Raw genomic sequence first — 15,759 nt, forward strand, 5'->3', positions numbered from 1 at the left:
GGTATGGATGAGCGCGGAGGCGGTGCGGATAGCAGGTGATGATCTCGTGCGGGGGGTTTCTCGACGTGATCTGCCTCCAGGTGTTGAATCTGTGCTCGCTGCTGGCTGGAGCGTCGTTGATGATGCTGTCGTCCTAACGGATTTCTACGAGAGCTACTATGGCCGACGCGATCTCTTCAACGAATTAGTTGACTACGAAGCTGCCGTCAATGGTAGAGGCATCCCGGACGAAGACATCTCGGAAAGAAATGCAAGCTCCATACCGCTGCTCCTGCGCCGAGGGGTCGCTTTTGCTTGGGCTGCGCTCTTCGAGCAGCGCACTAAGCTGCCTGGAATTCAGGTCGCGGCATATATATCGGTGTCGCCAATCCTGCTGGAACCTGATCTTTTTACAGGAAATGTAACGTTTTGCTCTATTGGGCCAGGTCGCCCTCTGTATATTGATCCGCGCAATCTGGTTCAGCATGAAATTGTGGTCGAGATGCAGACGGAAGACTGCCACCGACCTCTGTAGCTCCAGTGGTGATAGTGGTGCAGCGGCGGTGCGGCCCTTATTGAATTCAGCTCATGATGGGTCGCGCCGTCGCCGTCTCTTCACGTCGTTATGAGAGGAGCGGTGGCGGCTCGCGATCGCGTGATTCGAGGGAGGCGAACTTCTGGGCACTTCCGTAGCATGGCGGGGTGCGCCGCCCCGACCTGCCGCGGCCCGCAAGCGCCACGCGGCCCCGCCTGCTCATCGCCCTGACCGCCGTCGCCGTCCTCACCGCCACCACCGCCGCCTCCTGCGGTGACGACCAACCGCCGGTCGCGCTCGCCTCGGCCGCCCGTAACCCGGTCAGCGAGGTGATCGACGCTCCGGCGACGGTGACGGCCCGCGCCGCCGCCAGCCTCACCGCACCCGCCGACGGCACCCTCGCCAGCCTGCGTGTCCAGCCTGGACACCGGGTGAAGCGCGGCCAGGTGCTCGCCGTGGTCGCGTCCCCGTCGGCCCAGGCCCGCCTGCGGCAGGCGAAGGAGGCGCTGGACGCCGCCAAGCGCGCCGGCCGGGGCGTCTCCACCGGCAACCTGTCCAGCAGTCGGCGGGGCACCGACAAGGCTGCCGACGAGGCGTTCGACGCCGCCCGCAAGGCCGCCGAGAAGATCGCCGACCAGCAGCTACGGGACGCGCTGCTGGCCCAGGTGACGTCCGCCCAGCGGCAGTACGCCGCCGCCGCGCGCAGCGCCGACCAGGCGGTCCGGGCGGTGCAGCGGGGGATCAGCGGGCTGAACTCCGCCGTCAGCTCGCTGTCCGCGGCCCAACGGCTCCAGGCCCAGCAGGCGTACGACCTGGCCAAGGCGACAGTCGACGCGCTGACCCTGCGCGCCCCGATCGGCGGAGTGGTGCAGCCGGGTGGCACCCGGGCCGGCGGCGGTACCAGCGGCGGTCTGGCCGGGCTGTTGGAGCAGGCCGGTGGCGCCGGGATCGACCCGTCCGCGCTGGCTCCCGCACCGGCCGGCCCGCCGGCCGGGGTCGACGACGCCGTCGTGGTCGGCGCTCAGGTCGCCGCCGGCACACCGGTGCTGACCGTCGTGGACACCGGGCAGCTCGGCCTGCTCGCCGACGTGGACGAGACCGACGTGCTGCTGGTCAAGCCCGGCGTGACCGCCACCGTCGAGCTGGACGCCGTCACCGGTGCCAGCTACGACGCCACGGTCCGTTCGGTCGACGTGCTCCCCACCAGCTCCGCGCAGGGCGGCGTCACCTACCGCGTACGCCTCGCGCTGGGCGCGGGGAAGCTGGCCGAGGACGAGCCGGCCCCGACACCCCGCCCCGGCATGAACGCGATCGTGCACCTGCGCGTACGCGAGGCCGCCGACGCGGTGACCGTCCCGGCCTCGGCGGTCTTCTCCTCCGACGGCCGGGACGCCGTCTGGGTGGTCCGCGACGGAAAGGCCGACCGGGCGGCCGTGACCGTGGGTGTCCAGGGGTCCGACCTGGTGCAGATCCTCAACGGGGTGCAGGCCGGCGACCGGATCGTGGTACGCGGCACCGACCAGGTGCGCGACGGCCAGGAGGTGCGGTGAGCGACACCCCGCCGGCCATCGAGGCGGTGGACGTGTCGCGCACCTACCAGCTCGACGGGGTGTCGGTCGAGGCGCTGCGCGGGGTCTCGTTGACCGTGCAGCCGGGCGACTACGTGGCGCTGGTCGGGCCGTCCGGCTCGGGCAAGTCCACGCTCATGCACCTGCTGGGCGGACTCGACCGGCCGACGGGCGGTCGGTTGGTGCTCGGCGGGCGGGACGTCAACGCCCTCTCCCCGCCGGAGATGGCCGCCCTGCGCAACGAGACGATCGGCTTCGTCTTCCAGGCCTTCCACCTGCTGCCGCGTACCTCGGCGGTGGAGAACGTGGCGTTGCCGCTGGTCTACCGGGGAATGTCGGCCCGGCAGCGCCGGGACCGGGCGGCGGCCATGCTGGGCCGCGTCGGCCTCGGGCACCGGCTGGACCACCGGCCCAACCAGATGTCCGGTGGCGAGCAGCAGCGGGTCGCCATCGCCCGCGCGCTGGTCACCGAGCCGACCGTGCTGCTGGCCGACGAGCCGACCGGCAATCTGGACAGTGTGACCGGCGCGGCGGTCCTGGAACTGTTGGAGCGGCTGAACGCGGAGTCCGGCGTGGCGTTGGTGATGGTCACCCACGACCAGGAGGTGGCGGCGCGGGCCGCGCGTCGCATCACCATGCGCGACGGTGTGGTGGTGGCGGACAGCGCTGCCGAACGGCATGATCGACCGCCGTCCGTCGACCACGGTCGACCTGAGACACTGGTCCCCGCTCCCAGCGCGGAGCCCCGGTCCGTGTCCGGAAACGGCCCGGGGCACCCGTCCGGTGGCTCCGGTGGCGCCGCCGGAGCCACCGGACGCCTTCCGCACGAGCCCGACCCGCGCCGCGCGGAGGCCGACGACCACGACCCCGGCCGGCACCGCGCGGAGGCCGACGAGCCCGGCCCGTACCGCGCGGAGGCCGACACGCGTGAGCCCGGGGACGGTGTGGCGTGAGGGTCGCCGAGGCGTGGCGGGTCGCCCTGGACGCCCTGCGCGCCAACCGGCTGCGCAGCTCGCTCACCATGCTCGGCGTGATCATCGGGGTGGCGTCGGTGGTGCTGCTGGTCGCCATCGGCACCGGCACCAAACAGAAGGTGGAGCAACAGGTCGAAGGGCTCGGCTCCAACCTGCTGCTGGTCGTCCCCGGCAAGATCGAGGTGGGCACCGCGCCGGTGGTCTCCCCGTTGACGCTCAAGGACGCGGACGCGGTCTCCCGCGTCGTCGGTGATCCCGAACGGGTCGCGGTCACCGTCGCCTCGGGAGCGACCGCACGGGCCGGCGCGCGCTCCGACTTCACCACCGTCCAGGGCGTGCTGGAGACCACGCCGACGGTGTTCACCCGGACGCTGGCCCGGGGGCGCTACCTCACCGGCGCGGACGTGGACACCAGCCGACGCGTCGCGGTGCTCGGCGACTCGGTGGCACGCGCGCTGTTCCCCGACCGCGATCCCCTCGGTCAGCAGGTGACCCTCGCTGGCGTTCGATTCCGGGTCATCGGCGTGTTCGCGCCCCTCGGGCAGAGTCTCGGCGTCGACCGGGACGACGAGGTGCACGTACCGGTGACCGCCGCGCAGCGCCTCTGGGGCACCCAGCGGGTGGACGGCATCGCGGTCAAGGCACCCGACCGGGAGCGGATCGACGAGTTGGGCGAGCGCATCGTCGCCGAACTCAACCGCCGACACCCGGACACCGAGTTCAGTGCGGTCACGCAGCAGCAGATCCTCGGCGTGCTCGGCGACATCCTCGGCGTGCTCACCGGCGTGCTCGCCGCCATCGCCGGCATCTCCCTGCTCGTCGGCGGCGTCGGCGTCTCCAACATCATGCTGGTCAGCGTCCGCGAGCGGACCCGCGAGATCGGGCTGCGCAAGGCGGTCGGCGCGCGACCCCGCGACATCGGCGTGCAGTTCCTGCTGGAGGCGGTGCTGCTCACCACCATCGGTGGGTTGACCGGGATGGCGCTGGGTGTGGGGACCGCCCTGCTGGTGGACGCGCTGTCACCGATCCCCGCGGCGATCACCTGGTGGTCGTTGGCGCTGGCCTTCGGTGTGTCGGCGGCGGTGGGGATCGTCTTCGGTGTGGTCCCCGCGCAGCGCGCCGGCCGACTCGATCCGGTGGTGGCGCTGCGCGCCGAGTGAGCAATCGGACGGCGGACGCAGCCGGGGAGATAAACGGCAGGCCGGATCGGGTGAACGAGCCACCGAAACATGATCAGTTGTACGAAGGGATCGCGCCGGTCACAGCCGTCCCGCTACCGTACTGGTAACACGCGCGTCGCCGCCCGGCCCGGAGCATCCGTCGGGTTGGCACGCGCCGGGCATGGGATGGGTCGGTGAGCCATGGCCGGGTCGCAGTCCGACGGACGGCTGTCGGAGGTCAAGTTCCTGACCGTCGCGGAGGTGGCGACGGTCATGCGGGTGTCGAAGATGACCGTCTATCGCCTCGTGCACAGCGGTGAGCTCACCGCGGTCCGGGTGGGCCGGTCGTTCCGGGTGCCCGAGCACGCGGTGCACGAATATCTGCGGGGCGCTTTTCAGGAAACCGCCTGAGCCACCGATCGGCCGATCGGACGCCCGGTGGGCGGCATGGGCGGGGGCGCGTTGGTCCTGCTGACGCTCTCCGGCTACCCTGGAGCGCGACCGAGACCCCACCGGTGCGCCCCGCCGCCCAGACCGGTCCGGTCCGTTGTCCGCATGCGGTCGCCGTCGCCACCTGCGTGGTGTCATCCGGCCCGCCCCGCACGTTGTATCGAAAGGCTGTCGTATGGGCTCGGTGGTCAAGAAGCGCCGTAAGCGCATGGCTAAGAAGAAGCACCGCAAGCTGCTGCGCAAGACCCGCGTCCAGCGTCGCCGTCTCGGCAAGTGACCGTTGCCGGGCGTTCGCCCGGCAACTCGGCGTCACTTGCCTAACTGTCGATCTCCGGAGGCTCAGGTGATCTGGCCGTGGTCGTCCCGGCTCGATCCGGCCTGTCGGCGTAGGTGCGTCAGATGACCCCCGGTAGCACCACAGGTGCGCCGGGGGTCGTCGTCGTCACCGGAGTCGGTCGTTACCTGGGCGCCCACGTTGCGGCCCGGTTGGCGGCCGACCCGCGCATCGAACGGGTCATCGGCGTGGACGCGCCGGAGCCGGCCGCCGAGCTCACCGATCTGCTGGATCGGGTCGAGCGCATCCGCGTCGACCCGGGTTCGCTCGGTGGGCTCCTCGCCGACCTGGACGTCGACGCGGTGGTCCACCTCGCGTTGATGAGTTCCCCCGACCCGCAGCACGGTGGCCGGTCGGCCATGAAGGACCAGAACGTCATCGGCACCATGCAGTTGCTCGCCGCCTGCCAGCGGGCGCCCCGGCTGCGCAAGGTCGTGGTCCGGTCGTCGACCGCCGCGTACGGGGTGTCGTTCCGCGACCCGGCGGTGTTCACCGAGGAGACCGAGCCGCGCGAGGTGCCGCGCGGCGGTTTCGGCCGCGACATCCTCGACGTCGAGGGGTACGTCCGTGGCTTCCGCCGTCGGCGACCCGACGTGACCGCGACGGTGCTGCGCTTCGCCCCGTTCATCGGCTCCACCGCCGACACGACCCTGACGCGCTACTTCGCGCAGCCGTTCGTGCCGACCGTCTTCGGCCGCGACCCCCGCCTGCAGTTCCTGCACGTCGACGACGCGTTGGAGGTGCTGCACCGGTCGATCGTCCAGGACCATCCGGGCACGTACAACGTCGCCGGTCCGGGAGTGCTGTCGCTGTCCCAGGCGATCCGGCGGGCCGGCCGGGTGGCCGTGCCGGTGCTCGAACCGGGTCTCTCCAGCGCCGCGGCCCTGGCCCGCACCATGGGGTTCGGCCGCTACGGCCTGGACCAGGTCGACCTCTTCGTGCACGGTCGGGTCGTCGACACGACGCGTCTCGAGCAGGAGTACGGCTTCACTCCCCGCTCCACGGCCGAGGCGTTCGAGGACTTCATCCGCGCCCACCACGGTGGGGCGGTGCTCAGCCGAGGTCAGTTGGCGGCGGCTGAGCAGTTGGTCCTGGACGGCATCCGACAGGTCCGTGCCGCGGTGCGGGAGCGGACGTCGTGACCGGACAGGGCCACGATCCGCAGGGGATCGGGCGTTTCGACGTACCGCCGGTTCCGCCCGTGCCGGACGCGGAGCCGGCGCGGCGCAACGGCCATCGCCCGGCGGCCCGCCTCGCGCCCGCCGCGACGGCCGGTGACGAGGTCGACACGCCGACCGACGGTCCGGCGGATACGGCCGCCGGCGGGGTCCACAGCACCGCGACCGACGAGCCGAACGGCGCAAGCACGCCGGCTTCCGGTGGTGGCACCGGGCCGGCGGTGGCGGATCGGCCCGGCGACCAGTGGGACCGCCGGGTGGCGAACGGGTTGGCGTTCCTACGCCGACGCCTGGCCGGGGACTACGAGGTCGACGAGTTCGGCTTCGACCCGGAGCTGACCGACGCGGTCTTCCATCCGCTGCTGCGGCTGCTCTACCGGGACTGGTTCCGGACCGAGGTCAGCGGGGTCGAGAACGTACCCGTCGAGGGGCCCGCCCTGGTCGTCGGCAACCACTCGGGCACCGTGGCGCTGGACGCGTTGATCCTGTCGGCGGCCCTGCACGACAAGCACCCGGCGCACCGCTACCTGCGCCTGCTCGGCGCCGACCTGGTGTTCCGGATGCCGGTGGTGTCGGAGATCGCTCGTAAGACCGGTACCACTGTGGCCTGTAATCCGGACGCCGAGCGGCTGCTCGGTGGTGGTGAACTACTCGGCGTGTTCCCCGAGGGGTTCAAGGGCATCGGCAAGCTCTACGCCGACCGGTACAAGCTGCAACGGTTCGGCCGGGGTGGTTTCGTGTCGGCGGCGCTGCGGACGGGCACCCCGATCGTTCCGGTCGCCATCGTCGGCGGCGAGGAGATCTACCCGATGCTCGCCGACATCAAGCCCCTCGCGCGACTGCTCAAGCTGCCGTACTTCCCGGTCACGCCGACCTTCCCCTGGCTCGGGCCACTGGGCATGGTGCCGCTGCCGAGCAAGTGGCTGATCGAGTTCTGCCCGCCGATCCCCACCGCCCACCTGACCGACTCGGCGGACGACCCGCTGGTCGTCTTCAACCTCGCCGACCAGGTGCGCGAGACCATCCAGCAGACCCTGCACACGCTGCTCGAACGGCGACCTGACCCGTTCGGCCCCTGAGTCAGCCGGCCCGGCGGCGACGCTGGAGGGCCAGGCCGGCGGTGACCGCGCCGGCGACGAGACCGGCCGCAGCCGTCGACGGTACGGCGATCTTGACGGCCCGTCGGCCGGTCCGGAAGTCCCGGACCTCCCAGCCCTGCTGGCGGGCCCGCCGCAGCAGGGTGCCGTCCGGGTTCACCGCCACCGCCCGACCCACCGTGGAGAGCAGCGGCAGGTCGTTGGACGAGTCGCTGTACGCCGCGCAGCGGCGCAGATCCAGCCCCTCCACGGCGGCGAGCTGGGTGACGGCCTCGGCCTTCGCGGGCCCGTGCATGAGGTCACCCACCAACCGCCCGGTGTACGCCCCGGCCCGCACCTCCGCGACCGTGCCGATCGCGCCCGTCAGGCCGAGTCGGGCGGCGATGACCCGTCCGATCTCCACCGGGGCGGCGCTGACCAGCCACACGCGTTGGCCGGCGTCCAGGTGGCGTTGGGCGAGCTGGCGGGTGCCGGCCCAGATCCTGGGGGCCATCAGCTCGTCGAAGATCTCTTGCGAGAGTCGTTCCACGTCGTCCACCCGCCACCCCTCGACGAAGGCCAGCGCGGCGTCCTTCGCCTGGGACATGTCACCCGAGTGCTCGCGGGCGAGCAGCCGGAAACGGAGCTGCTGCCAGGCGAACCGGGCCAGGTCGGCGGTCGTGAAGTAGTTCCGGGCGGCGAGTCCCCGGGCGAACCAGTAGATCGACGCGCCCTGCATCATCGTGTTGTCGACGTCGAAGAAGGCGGCGGCGGTCGGGTCCGGTGCGGGCGGGGTCACCGACGCCAGTTCGGTCTCCGCCCAACCGGCGGTGTGCCCCCGTGCGTCGGTGCTGACCGTCACCTTGCGGCTGCGCGCCACGCGACGTGCCCTCCCTCCGCAGCTACGAGGATGCCTCCAGCGAGGGTAACCGGAGCACACGCTCGACCGGCCGGGCACAGGAAACTGCGCCGCGGCCGGTCGGTGGTGCGGTCCCGCGTGGCGGTCAGCGCGCGCCGGGGCAGGTGGTCGGGGTGGGCCCGAGCGTGTCGCTGCCGGTCGGTGCCGGCAGGCCGCACGCGATGGCTGCGCGTACCGAGTCCGAGCGTTCCCGGATGCTGTCCAGCAGGGCCAGCGACCGCCGGGTCCGTTCCCGGTCGGCCCGGTCGGCGCCGTCGAGCAGGTTGCTCACCGCCCGGCGCTGACTGCTGACGAACGTGTTGACGGTGTCCAGGCTGGCCGGCTCGCCCCGCTGCACGGCGGCGGCGGTGAGCAGGCGAATGCCCTGGCGGGTGTCGGCGTCCATGTCGTCGAGGACGGCGCTGTAACCGATGCGGTCACCCCGCAGCTCGGCAGCCTCGCCGAGTCGGGTCCGGGCGAAGTCCAGGAAGAGCTGGCCGCGGCTGATGTCCGAGCTGGCCAGGGCGAGCTGGGCCCGCTCGGTGGACCGCTTCATGCCGTACAGCGCATCGCCGGGGACGGCGTTCTCGCTGGCGGCGGAGATGCCGGAGACGGCGATTGCCCCGGCGGCGATGCCGACCAGGATCGCTCCCCGGGCGCGGGCCCGTCGGGCGGTGACCGCCGGCAGCAGCGAACCACGGCTCGTGACCGCCGGACGCGAGGCGGCCGGCTCGGCTGTCGCCGGGGCGGTGCCGATTCCTTCGCGCTCGGCCGTGGCGAGCAGCATCGCCCGCAGGCCGGTGCGGAAGTCGGGACTCACCTCGACCCTGGGGGGATCGACGCTGAGTCGCTGGCCCACCGCGACGAGCGGCGCCAGTTGACTGTCCACCCGGGACCGCACATGGTGTCGCCGGCCGCCGTTGGCCTCGTCGAGAAGTTGCGCGAAGCGCTCGGCGCGCCGACGGGAGAAGAGGTTGTTATCCACCGCAGGCACCTCCTCTCGCTGGTCACGGCCGGTCGGCCGCCGAAGTCTCCAGCGACCGGGCGGCGTTGTGACACCACGGAGGTGAGGCGCCGTCCGGCGTGCCGGGCGGACCTCGGTGCCCCGGGCCTGCCGGGACATCCACCGGTCGCACCCGGAGAAACGCGGCGGACCGTGCACGGGTTACGGGCCGGGCGGGGCGGAAATCACAGAAAGTGATCGGCATCACCAGGTGAGAGCCGCCCTGAGCTGCGCAGACAGTGATCAGCCACGCCGGACCCGTCAGCGGATCAAGGCTGGAAGCCATCGGGCAGCAGCCGTGCCAGCGCACGGACCGCCCGATATTGCAGAGCCTTGATGGCACCCTCGTTCTTTCCCATGGCCCGCGCCGTCTCGGCCACCGAGAAGCCCTGCAGGAACCGGAGCACGATGCACTCCTGCTGCTCCGGGTTGAGCTGCTTGACGGCGGTGAGCAGGGCGACGTTGGTGATGTGTTCGACCACCGCGGCTTCCGGGCTGCCCTCGGGCCCCCGATCCTCACGGTCGGCGTCGAGCACGTCCCCGGTGGTGACCTCCAGCCGGTACCGGCCGGACTTGAAGTGGTCGGCGACCAGGTTGCGGGCGATGGTCACCAGCCAGGCGCCGAGATCGCGGCCCTGCCAGGTGAAGCTGCCGATCCGCTTGAGGGCGCGCAGGAACGTGTCCGACGTCAGGTCCTCGGCCAGTTGGCGGTTGCCGACCCGGAAGTAGACGAACCGGAAGACGGTGTCCACGTACCTGTCGTAGATGAGACCGAACGCCTCGGACTCGCCGGCCTGCGCCCGCTCGACGAGCGTCCAGACCTCGGTGGCCGGGTCGGACGGGTCCGGTCGGCTCGGATAGCCCGTCGGGGTGGTCGGGGTGGCGGCCGGGACCGCCGGGATCACCGCCGTCTCGCCCGCCGCCGGGTCGGTGGTCGCCGCCGGTACGTCGCCGGCCCGACGCCCCTGCGAGGGCATCGTCGGTCGGGTCGGTGCGGCGACACGTCCACCGGCCGGCATCGCGTTGCCACCGGGCACCGCCGGTCTCGGTGGAGGCTCGTTGGTGTGCGGGCGGTTGCGGGTCCGCTGGGCAGGGCCCTCGCTGCGCATCGCGGCGTGCGGGTCACCCAGTGGCGCGCGTGTCGCCGGGCGTTCGTTGACCTGCGAGCGGGGCGTCTGGCCGGTCAGGCCGACGGGGCGTTCCGCGTATCCGAAGGTGGTCACCGCGCAGCCCCCGTCCCGGTGGTCGCCGGACGCGCCGGTTTGCGGGTCGTCGGTGCGGACCGACCGGGCAACCGGTCGGGCAGGACTGTTCCGGGGTGTGCCGACGGGCGGCAGTTCCCCTTGAGGTGCTGGTCCAATGCGCTGACAGGCACGGGGGCCTCCTCGGGCTGAGGGGTGTCGACTCACGGCAAATGGGGTGAGCCGACCCGAGTGATAATAGGGCCAACGTCACCCGCGCGTGGCAAGTCCGTTACACAGGGCGGAAGTATTTCCCGCCGTGTCGCACCGGTGGCGGACCGGTTGTCCGTCGTGTGCGTTTGACTTTCGACCGACCCGGTGTTCCAGGATGGATGCCCAGGTCGGAGGGCAGTTCGACCGATCGGTCGAGGGGTGCGTGCCGCCCGCTGGGACGAGCCGGCCGAGCCGGCGGCCGGGTGCTCCGGTCGTCCCATCGGCCGGACTGGACCGGATCATCGACGGCACGGAAAGTGTCCCGTTGACGGGACGCCGAACGGGCCGGCGCACACCACCGTCGGACGTGGCCAGTCGACCGCCGCTGTGCCAGACTCGACCACCGTGCAGGACTCCCCGGCAGACTCGCCGCCGAACCTCGCCGACCGTGTCCGCCGGGCGGCTCTCGACCACGGCGACCGGCCCGCGCTGCACTGGCGGGACCGGCGCGTCAGCTGGTCCGAACTGGACACCGCCGTGACCGCCGCCGCGTACGGCCTGGCCGCCGCCGTGCCACCCACCGAACCGGACGCCACGCCGCCGAGAGTCGCGATCGCGCTGCCCAACACCCCCGACTTCGTGATCGGCTGGCTCGGCGCGCTGCGGGCCGGGCTGGTCGCGGTGCCGGTCAATCCCGGCTTCACCGCCCCGGAGCTGCGCCACGTCCTGGCCGACTCCGGGGCATCGCTGCTGATCGGCACCGAGCGGGTCCGCGGCCTCGTCGCCGAGGTGGCCGTCGACCTGCCCGCGCTCACCGCCGTGCACGCCACCCCGCCGAGCGCCGCGCAGCCCGAGCCGAGCCTCCGCCCACACCGGGGTGGCGACGACCTCGCCGTACTGCTCTACACGTCCGGCACCGAGGGCCGCCCGAAGGGCGCGATGCTCTCCCACCGCGCGCTGCTGGCCAACCACGAACAGGTGGACGCGATCGAGCCGCCGGTGGTCGGCCCGGACGACAGGGTGCTGCTGGCCCTGCCGCTGTTCCACGCGTACGGGCTCAACTCCGGGCTCGGCGCGGTCGTCCAGCACGGCGCCGAGGGCGTCCTGCTCGACGACCCCGACCCGACGGCGGGGCTCGCCGAGATCGCCCGGCACCAGGTCAGCGTGCTGGTCGGCGTACCGTCGATGTTCCTCGCCTGGGCCGACGCCGACGCGGTCCGCGCGGCGACCGCGTCCGTGCGGGTGGCCGTGTGCGGCGCGGCACCGCTGGAACCCGCTGTCGCTGCGCGCTTCACCGCGGCGACCGGCCACCCGGTGCACGTCGGGTACGGCCTGACCGAGACCGCGTCGGTGCTCACCTCCACGCTGGTCGGTCCGACGGCCAAGGCCGGCTCGATCGGTCGACCGCTGCCCGGCGTCGAGCTGCGCCTGGTCGGGCCGGACTCCGAGGTCCTGTGGCGCGACGGGCAGGCGGTCCCCGACGACGACGCGGACGAGATGGACATCTCCGACGTCGCACCGGGCACCGACCCGGGGCAGATCGTCGTACGCGGCCCCAACCTCTTCGACGGCTACTGGCCGGACGGCCGTGACGGCCCGGACGCCGACGGCTGGTGGGGTACCGGCGACATCGCGTACGCCGACGCCGACGGTGACCTCTTTCTCGTCGACCGGCTCGGCGAGCTGATCCTGGTGAACGGCTTCAACGTCTATCCGCACGAGGTCGAGCTGGTGCTCGCCGGGCACCCCGGGGTGGCCGAGTCGGCGGTACTGGGTGTGCCGCACCCGCGAACCGGCGAGACTGTGCGGGCGTACGTGGTGCCGGCGCCGGGGCGGCCGGTCACCGGTGAGGAACTGCTCGCACACTGCGCACGGAACCTGGCCCGGTTCAAGTGCCCGACCGCCGTCGAGTTCGTCGACGCACTGCCCCACTCGGCGATCGGCAAGGTACGAAAGACCCAGCTCCGGCCAGCGACCACGGCCGGCCCGCCCGCACCCGCCGACGACGCCCGCACGGAGGTACCCGATGGCCACTGACGCCCGGCTCGCCCTGATCACCCGACCCGGCTGCCACCTGTGCGACGACGCCAAGGCAGCGCTCGACCGGGTGGTGGCGGTCACCGGCGACAAGTGGGTCGAGTGGGACGTCACCGGCGACGAGGGGCTGGAACGCGAGTACGGGGACCGACTGCCGGTGGTGATGCTCGACGGCAAGGAGCACGGCTACTGGCGGGTGGAGGAGGACCGGCTGCTGCGGGACCTGACCACGCCCCAGCTCTGAGGGCCTAGGGTGCTCGGATGACCTCTGCGCACCCCCACCTGGTCTGGGACTGGAACGGCACCCTGCTCAACGACCTCAGCCTGGTGGTGGCCGCCACCAACGCGGCGTTCGCCAGCGTGGGCGGGCCGACGGTCACCGCCGACGAGCACCGGACGCGGTTCCGCCGGCCGATCGCCGACTACTACGCCGAGGTGCTCGGGCAGGCCGTGGACGACGACGCCTTCGGCCGGCTGGACCAGATCTTCCACCAGGCGTACCGCAGCGGATTGACCACCTGCGAACTGGCCGCCGACGCGCGGACCGCGATGGCCGCCTGGAAGGGCAGCCAGAGCCTGCTCTCCATGTGGTTCCACGAGGAGCTGGTGCCCACCGTGCACACGTACGGGTTGACCGGCCACTTCACCCGGGTCGACGGGCTGCGTGCCACGGTCGGCGGCGACCGCAAGGCCGAGTCGCTGCGGCGGCACCTGGCCGAGCTGGGCGTGGACGGCAGCACTGTCGTGCTGATCGGCGACTCGATCGACGACGCGGACGCGGCCCTCGCCGTCGGCGGTCGGGCGGTGCTCTACACCGGGGGGTTCACCGACCCTGCCCGGCTGCGTGCCTCCGGTCACCCGGTGGCCGACACGCTCACCGACGCGGTGGCCCTGGCCGCCCGGGAGGTCAGTTCCGCAGGTAGGTGAGGACCGCCAGCACCCGCCGGTGCTGCTCGGTGTCCGGCGGGAGGGTGAGCTTGGTGAAGATGTTGCGCACGTGCTTCTCCACCGCACCGTCGCTGACCACCAGCGCTCGGGCGATGGCCGTGTTCGACCGACCCTCGGCCATCAGCGCGAGCACCTCCCGCTCACGCGGCGTCAACTCGCGCAGCGGGTCGTCGCGGCGGCGTCGGGCGAAGAGCTGGCCGACCACCTCCGGGTCGAGCACCGTGCCGCCGGCCGCCACCCGGCGCAGCGCGTCCAGGAACTCGTCGATCGCCGCCACCCGGTCCTTGAGCAGGTAGCCGATCCCGCCGCCGGCGCCGCCGGTGGTGGCGAGCAGATCATCGGCGTACGACACCTCGACGTACTGGGAGAGCACCAGGATCGGCGTACGCGGCACCAGTTGACGTGCCTGCACCGCCGCCCGCAGCCCCTCGTCGGTGTGGGTCGGCGGCATCCGCACGTCGACGATCGACACGTCGGGCCGGTGCTCGACCACCGCCTCGACGAGTGCGTCGCCGTCCCCGATGGCAGCCACCACCTCGTGCCCGCTCTCGGTCAGCAGCCGTACCAGCCCCTCCCGGAGCAGGACGGCGTCGTCAGCGATCACAATGCGCATGGCTGTGGTGTCTACCACGTCGGGGTCGCCTTCCGGTGGTCACAGCGGCAGCTCGGTGCGGATCTCGGTGGGGCCGCCGTTCGGGCTGACCACGGTCAGCTCACCGCCGGCCGCCCGGATGCGGTCGGCGATGCCGGCCAGCCCGTGGCCCTTGGCCAGGTGCGCGCCACCCTGCCCGTCGTCGCCCACCCGCACCTGGAGGTGGGTGCCCTGACGGGCCACGACGACCATGGCCTCGGTGGCCCGACTGTGCTTGGCGATGTTGGTCAGCGCCTCGGCCACCACGAAGTACGCGGTGTTCTCCACCGCCGGGTCGAGCCGACCGTCCCGCGTACCGAGCTGCTGGTCGACCTGAAGCTCGATGGGGATGAGCCCGCGGCCGGCGAGCGCGGCCAGCGCGCTGGGCAGACCTCGGTCCACCAGGATCGGTGGGGCGATGCCCCGGGACAGCGCCCGCAGTTCGGCAAGCGTCTCCCGGGTCTGGGTCACCGCCTCGTCGATGGTCCGTCCGGCCTCCTCCGGGTCGGAGGCGAGCTGCATCCGGGCTCGGCTGAGGTCCATCGCCAGCCGGACCAGGCGCTGCTGCGGCCCGTCGTGGATGTCGCGCTCCAGCCGGCGCAGCGCGGACGCCTCGGCGGAGACGGCGGCCCGCTTCTGCTCCTCCAGCACGGTGATCCGGTCCCGCATCTCGGCCACACCGGTCAGCAGGGCCTTGGCGAAGCTGGCCTGGAGCAGCGCACAGCCCCGGACCACGATCGGCAGCGTGATGAGGAAGAACACCCCGATCGCGGTGTTCAGCCCGATCCGGGCGGTGGTCGAGTCGCCCAGGCCGAGGAGTTGCGTCAGATCCTGCTCGCCGTCGGACGGGCGGGGCAGAGCCCAGTCGTACGTCCAGTAGAGCGATTCCACGATCGTGGCGGCCCACCAGGCCATGGTCACCACGAACGTGACCGCTGCCACGATCACCCGCAGGAGTCCATGAGCCAGGTCGAGCCAGGACTGTGCGTCACGCATCGGCAGGAAGATCCGCCGCCAGGCGTTCGCGCCCGGCTCCGGCAGCCGGTAGCGCGGTCGCACCCGGGGCTGCCGGAGCACGGCGGGCAGTCGCAGGCGCTCGATGTCGGCCATCCCGCGTGCGGCGTACAGGGTGCCGCTGAGGATCGGCAGGCCGATCACGGGGACCATCAGGCCGATGCCCAGCGAGAGGCCGACGAGGAGCACGACGAAGCTGGCCACCGCCAGGGGGAGGCCGAGCAGCACGTACCCGGAGTCGACGAAGAGTTGGCGGGGAATACTCCGTGCCAGCGCGTGTCGGTCGCTGGTGGCGGCAACGGCGGTCATGGCAGAAAGGCTAGGCAGTCGCCGCCCCGCCCCCCATCCCGAAGCCCGGTCTCTCCCCAGTAGTGCTACCCCCACCCACCCCCTTCTCCCCGCCCCCCTCTCCGCGCCGATCTTGCAATTGCTGTTGACGATCTGCCCTGACGTGAGCGTTATGCGGCGACAGAAAGTGCAAGATCGCGGGGCGGGGCGGGGCGGGGCGGGGCGGGGCGGGGCAGGCGCGGGCCCGGACGGGCGCGGGATTGGTCAGAGAAGTCGGGATTGAGCAATAATC

General features: G+C 72.1%; 15 protein-coding genes and 1 pseudogene. 11 read left to right on the plus strand and 5 right to left on the minus strand.

The features are described 5' to 3' along the window. Positions 1-7: 7 nt before the first annotated feature. The 8 genes and pseudogenes from ACGFH9_RS05790 to ACGFH9_RS05825 all read left to right on the plus strand — a co-directional run bounded on the left by ACGFH9_RS05790 (position 8) and on the right by ACGFH9_RS05825 (position 7,257). A complete protein-coding gene (locus tag ACGFH9_RS05790) occupies positions 8-514 on the plus strand; it encodes a hypothetical protein (protein ID WP_393215855.1) in 507 nt (168 codons plus the stop codon). Between the two features lie 167 nt (positions 515-681). Next, on the plus strand, positions 682-2,064 hold the full coding sequence (locus ACGFH9_RS05795; protein WP_393215858.1) for an efflux RND transporter periplasmic adaptor subunit: 1,383 nt from the start codon (positions 682-684) through the stop codon (positions 2,062-2,064). Beyond that, positions 2,061-2,909, plus strand: a pseudogene (locus ACGFH9_RS05800) (ABC transporter ATP-binding protein); the annotation flags it as partial. The gene ACGFH9_RS05795 and the pseudogene ACGFH9_RS05800, both read left to right, overlap by 4 nt. Positions 2,910-3,031: 122 nt before the next feature. Then, positions 3,032-4,216 (plus strand): ABC transporter permease, encoded by a 1,185-nt coding sequence (locus ACGFH9_RS05805; RefSeq protein WP_393215861.1) that lies wholly within the window; start codon positions 3,032-3,034, stop codon positions 4,214-4,216. A gap of 201 nt (positions 4,217-4,417) precedes the next feature. After that, entirely contained in the window at positions 4,418-4,627 is a 210-nt protein-coding gene (locus ACGFH9_RS05810; protein ID WP_007465625.1) for a helix-turn-helix domain-containing protein, read from the plus strand. 214 nt (positions 4,628-4,841) lie between these two features. Continuing rightward, a complete protein-coding gene (locus ACGFH9_RS05815) occupies positions 4,842-4,943 on the plus strand; it encodes a 30S ribosomal protein bS22 (RefSeq protein ID WP_007465623.1) in 102 nt (33 codons plus the stop codon). Between the two features lie 122 nt (positions 4,944-5,065). Continuing rightward, a complete protein-coding gene (locus ACGFH9_RS05820; protein ID WP_393215864.1) occupies positions 5,066-6,142 on the plus strand; it encodes an NAD-dependent epimerase/dehydratase family protein in 1,077 nt (358 codons plus the stop codon). A gap of 257 nt (positions 6,143-6,399) precedes the next feature. Continuing rightward, on the plus strand, positions 6,400-7,257 hold the full coding sequence (locus ACGFH9_RS05825; RefSeq protein ID WP_393216001.1) for a lysophospholipid acyltransferase family protein: 858 nt from the start codon (positions 6,400-6,402) through the stop codon (positions 7,255-7,257). A 1-nt stretch (position 7,258) separates the two neighbouring features. On the opposite strand, the gene ACGFH9_RS05830 is transcribed toward ACGFH9_RS05825, so the two are convergent. The 3 genes from ACGFH9_RS05830 to ACGFH9_RS05840 all read right to left on the minus strand — a co-directional run bounded on the left by ACGFH9_RS05830 (position 7,259) and on the right by ACGFH9_RS05840 (position 10,378). Further along, the gene (locus tag ACGFH9_RS05830; protein ID WP_393215867.1) at positions 7,259-8,134 is read right to left on the minus strand and encodes an HAD family hydrolase; all 876 of its coding nucleotides are present in this window, start codon (positions 8,132-8,134) and stop codon (positions 7,259-7,261) included. A gap of 124 nt (positions 8,135-8,258) precedes the next feature. Beyond that, positions 8,259-9,146, minus strand: coding sequence for a DUF5667 domain-containing protein (locus tag ACGFH9_RS05835; RefSeq protein WP_393215870.1), 888 nt, complete (start codon positions 9,144-9,146; stop codon positions 8,259-8,261). Between the two features lie 278 nt (positions 9,147-9,424). Further along, a complete protein-coding gene (locus tag ACGFH9_RS05840) occupies positions 9,425-10,378 on the minus strand; it encodes an ECF subfamily RNA polymerase sigma factor, BldN family (RefSeq protein ID WP_393215873.1) in 954 nt (317 codons plus the stop codon). A 576-nt stretch (positions 10,379-10,954) separates the two neighbouring features. Here ACGFH9_RS05840 and ACGFH9_RS05845 point away from each other — a divergent pair. The 3 genes from ACGFH9_RS05845 to ACGFH9_RS05855 are packed head-to-tail and all read left to right on the plus strand — an operon-like array spanning position 10,955 to position 13,513. After that, positions 10,955-12,586, plus strand: a complete 1,632-nt coding sequence (locus ACGFH9_RS05845) for an AMP-binding protein (protein ID WP_393215876.1) — start codon at positions 10,955-10,957, stop codon at positions 12,584-12,586. Beyond that, on the plus strand, positions 12,576-12,830 hold the full coding sequence (locus ACGFH9_RS05850) for a glutaredoxin family protein (RefSeq protein WP_030329740.1): 255 nt from the start codon (positions 12,576-12,578) through the stop codon (positions 12,828-12,830). The genes ACGFH9_RS05845 and ACGFH9_RS05850 overlap by 11 nt, the downstream gene beginning before the upstream one ends. 17 nt (positions 12,831-12,847) lie before the next feature. Then, positions 12,848-13,513 (plus strand): HAD family hydrolase, encoded by a 666-nt coding sequence (locus ACGFH9_RS05855; protein ID WP_393215879.1) that lies wholly within the window; start codon positions 12,848-12,850, stop codon positions 13,511-13,513. On the opposite strand, the gene ACGFH9_RS05860 is transcribed toward ACGFH9_RS05855, so the two are convergent. Both ACGFH9_RS05860 and ACGFH9_RS05865 read right to left on the minus strand, forming a co-directional pair. Beyond that, positions 13,494-14,147 (minus strand): response regulator transcription factor, encoded by a 654-nt coding sequence (locus ACGFH9_RS05860; RefSeq protein WP_393215882.1) that lies wholly within the window; start codon positions 14,145-14,147, stop codon positions 13,494-13,496. The genes ACGFH9_RS05855 and ACGFH9_RS05860 overlap by 20 nt on opposite strands. Before the next feature lie 39 nt (positions 14,148-14,186). Then, a complete protein-coding gene (locus ACGFH9_RS05865; RefSeq protein WP_393215885.1) occupies positions 14,187-15,488 on the minus strand; it encodes a sensor histidine kinase in 1,302 nt (433 codons plus the stop codon). Positions 15,489-15,759: the final 271 nt, after the last annotated feature.

The organism is Micromonospora sp. NPDC049102 (assembly GCF_043197485.1).
Taxonomy (GTDB): domain Bacteria; phylum Actinomycetota; class Actinomycetes; order Mycobacteriales; family Micromonosporaceae; genus Micromonospora.

Coding starts and splice junctions, on each gene's coding strand:
- ACGFH9_RS05790 (WP_393215855.1), top strand. CDS start 8: ATGAGCGCGGAGGCGGTGCGGATAGCAGGTGATGATCTCGTGCGGGGG.
- ACGFH9_RS05815 (WP_007465623.1), top strand. CDS start 4,842: ATGGGCTCGGTGGTCAAGAAGCGCCGTAAGCGCATGGCTAAGAAGAAG.
- ACGFH9_RS05810 (WP_007465625.1), top strand. CDS start 4,418: ATGGCCGGGTCGCAGTCCGACGGACGGCTGTCGGAGGTCAAGTTCCTG.
- ACGFH9_RS05820 (WP_393215864.1), top strand. CDS start 5,066: ATGACCCCCGGTAGCACCACAGGTGCGCCGGGGGTCGTCGTCGTCACC.
- ACGFH9_RS05860 (WP_393215882.1), bottom strand. CDS start 14,147: ATGCGCATTGTGATCGCTGACGACGCCGTCCTGCTCCGGGAGGGGCTG.
- ACGFH9_RS05850 (WP_030329740.1), top strand. CDS start 12,576: ATGGCCACTGACGCCCGGCTCGCCCTGATCACCCGACCCGGCTGCCAC.
- ACGFH9_RS05865 (WP_393215885.1), bottom strand. CDS start 15,488: ATGACCGCCGTTGCCGCCACCAGCGACCGACACGCGCTGGCACGGAGT.
- ACGFH9_RS05855 (WP_393215879.1), top strand. CDS start 12,848: ATGACCTCTGCGCACCCCCACCTGGTCTGGGACTGGAACGGCACCCTG.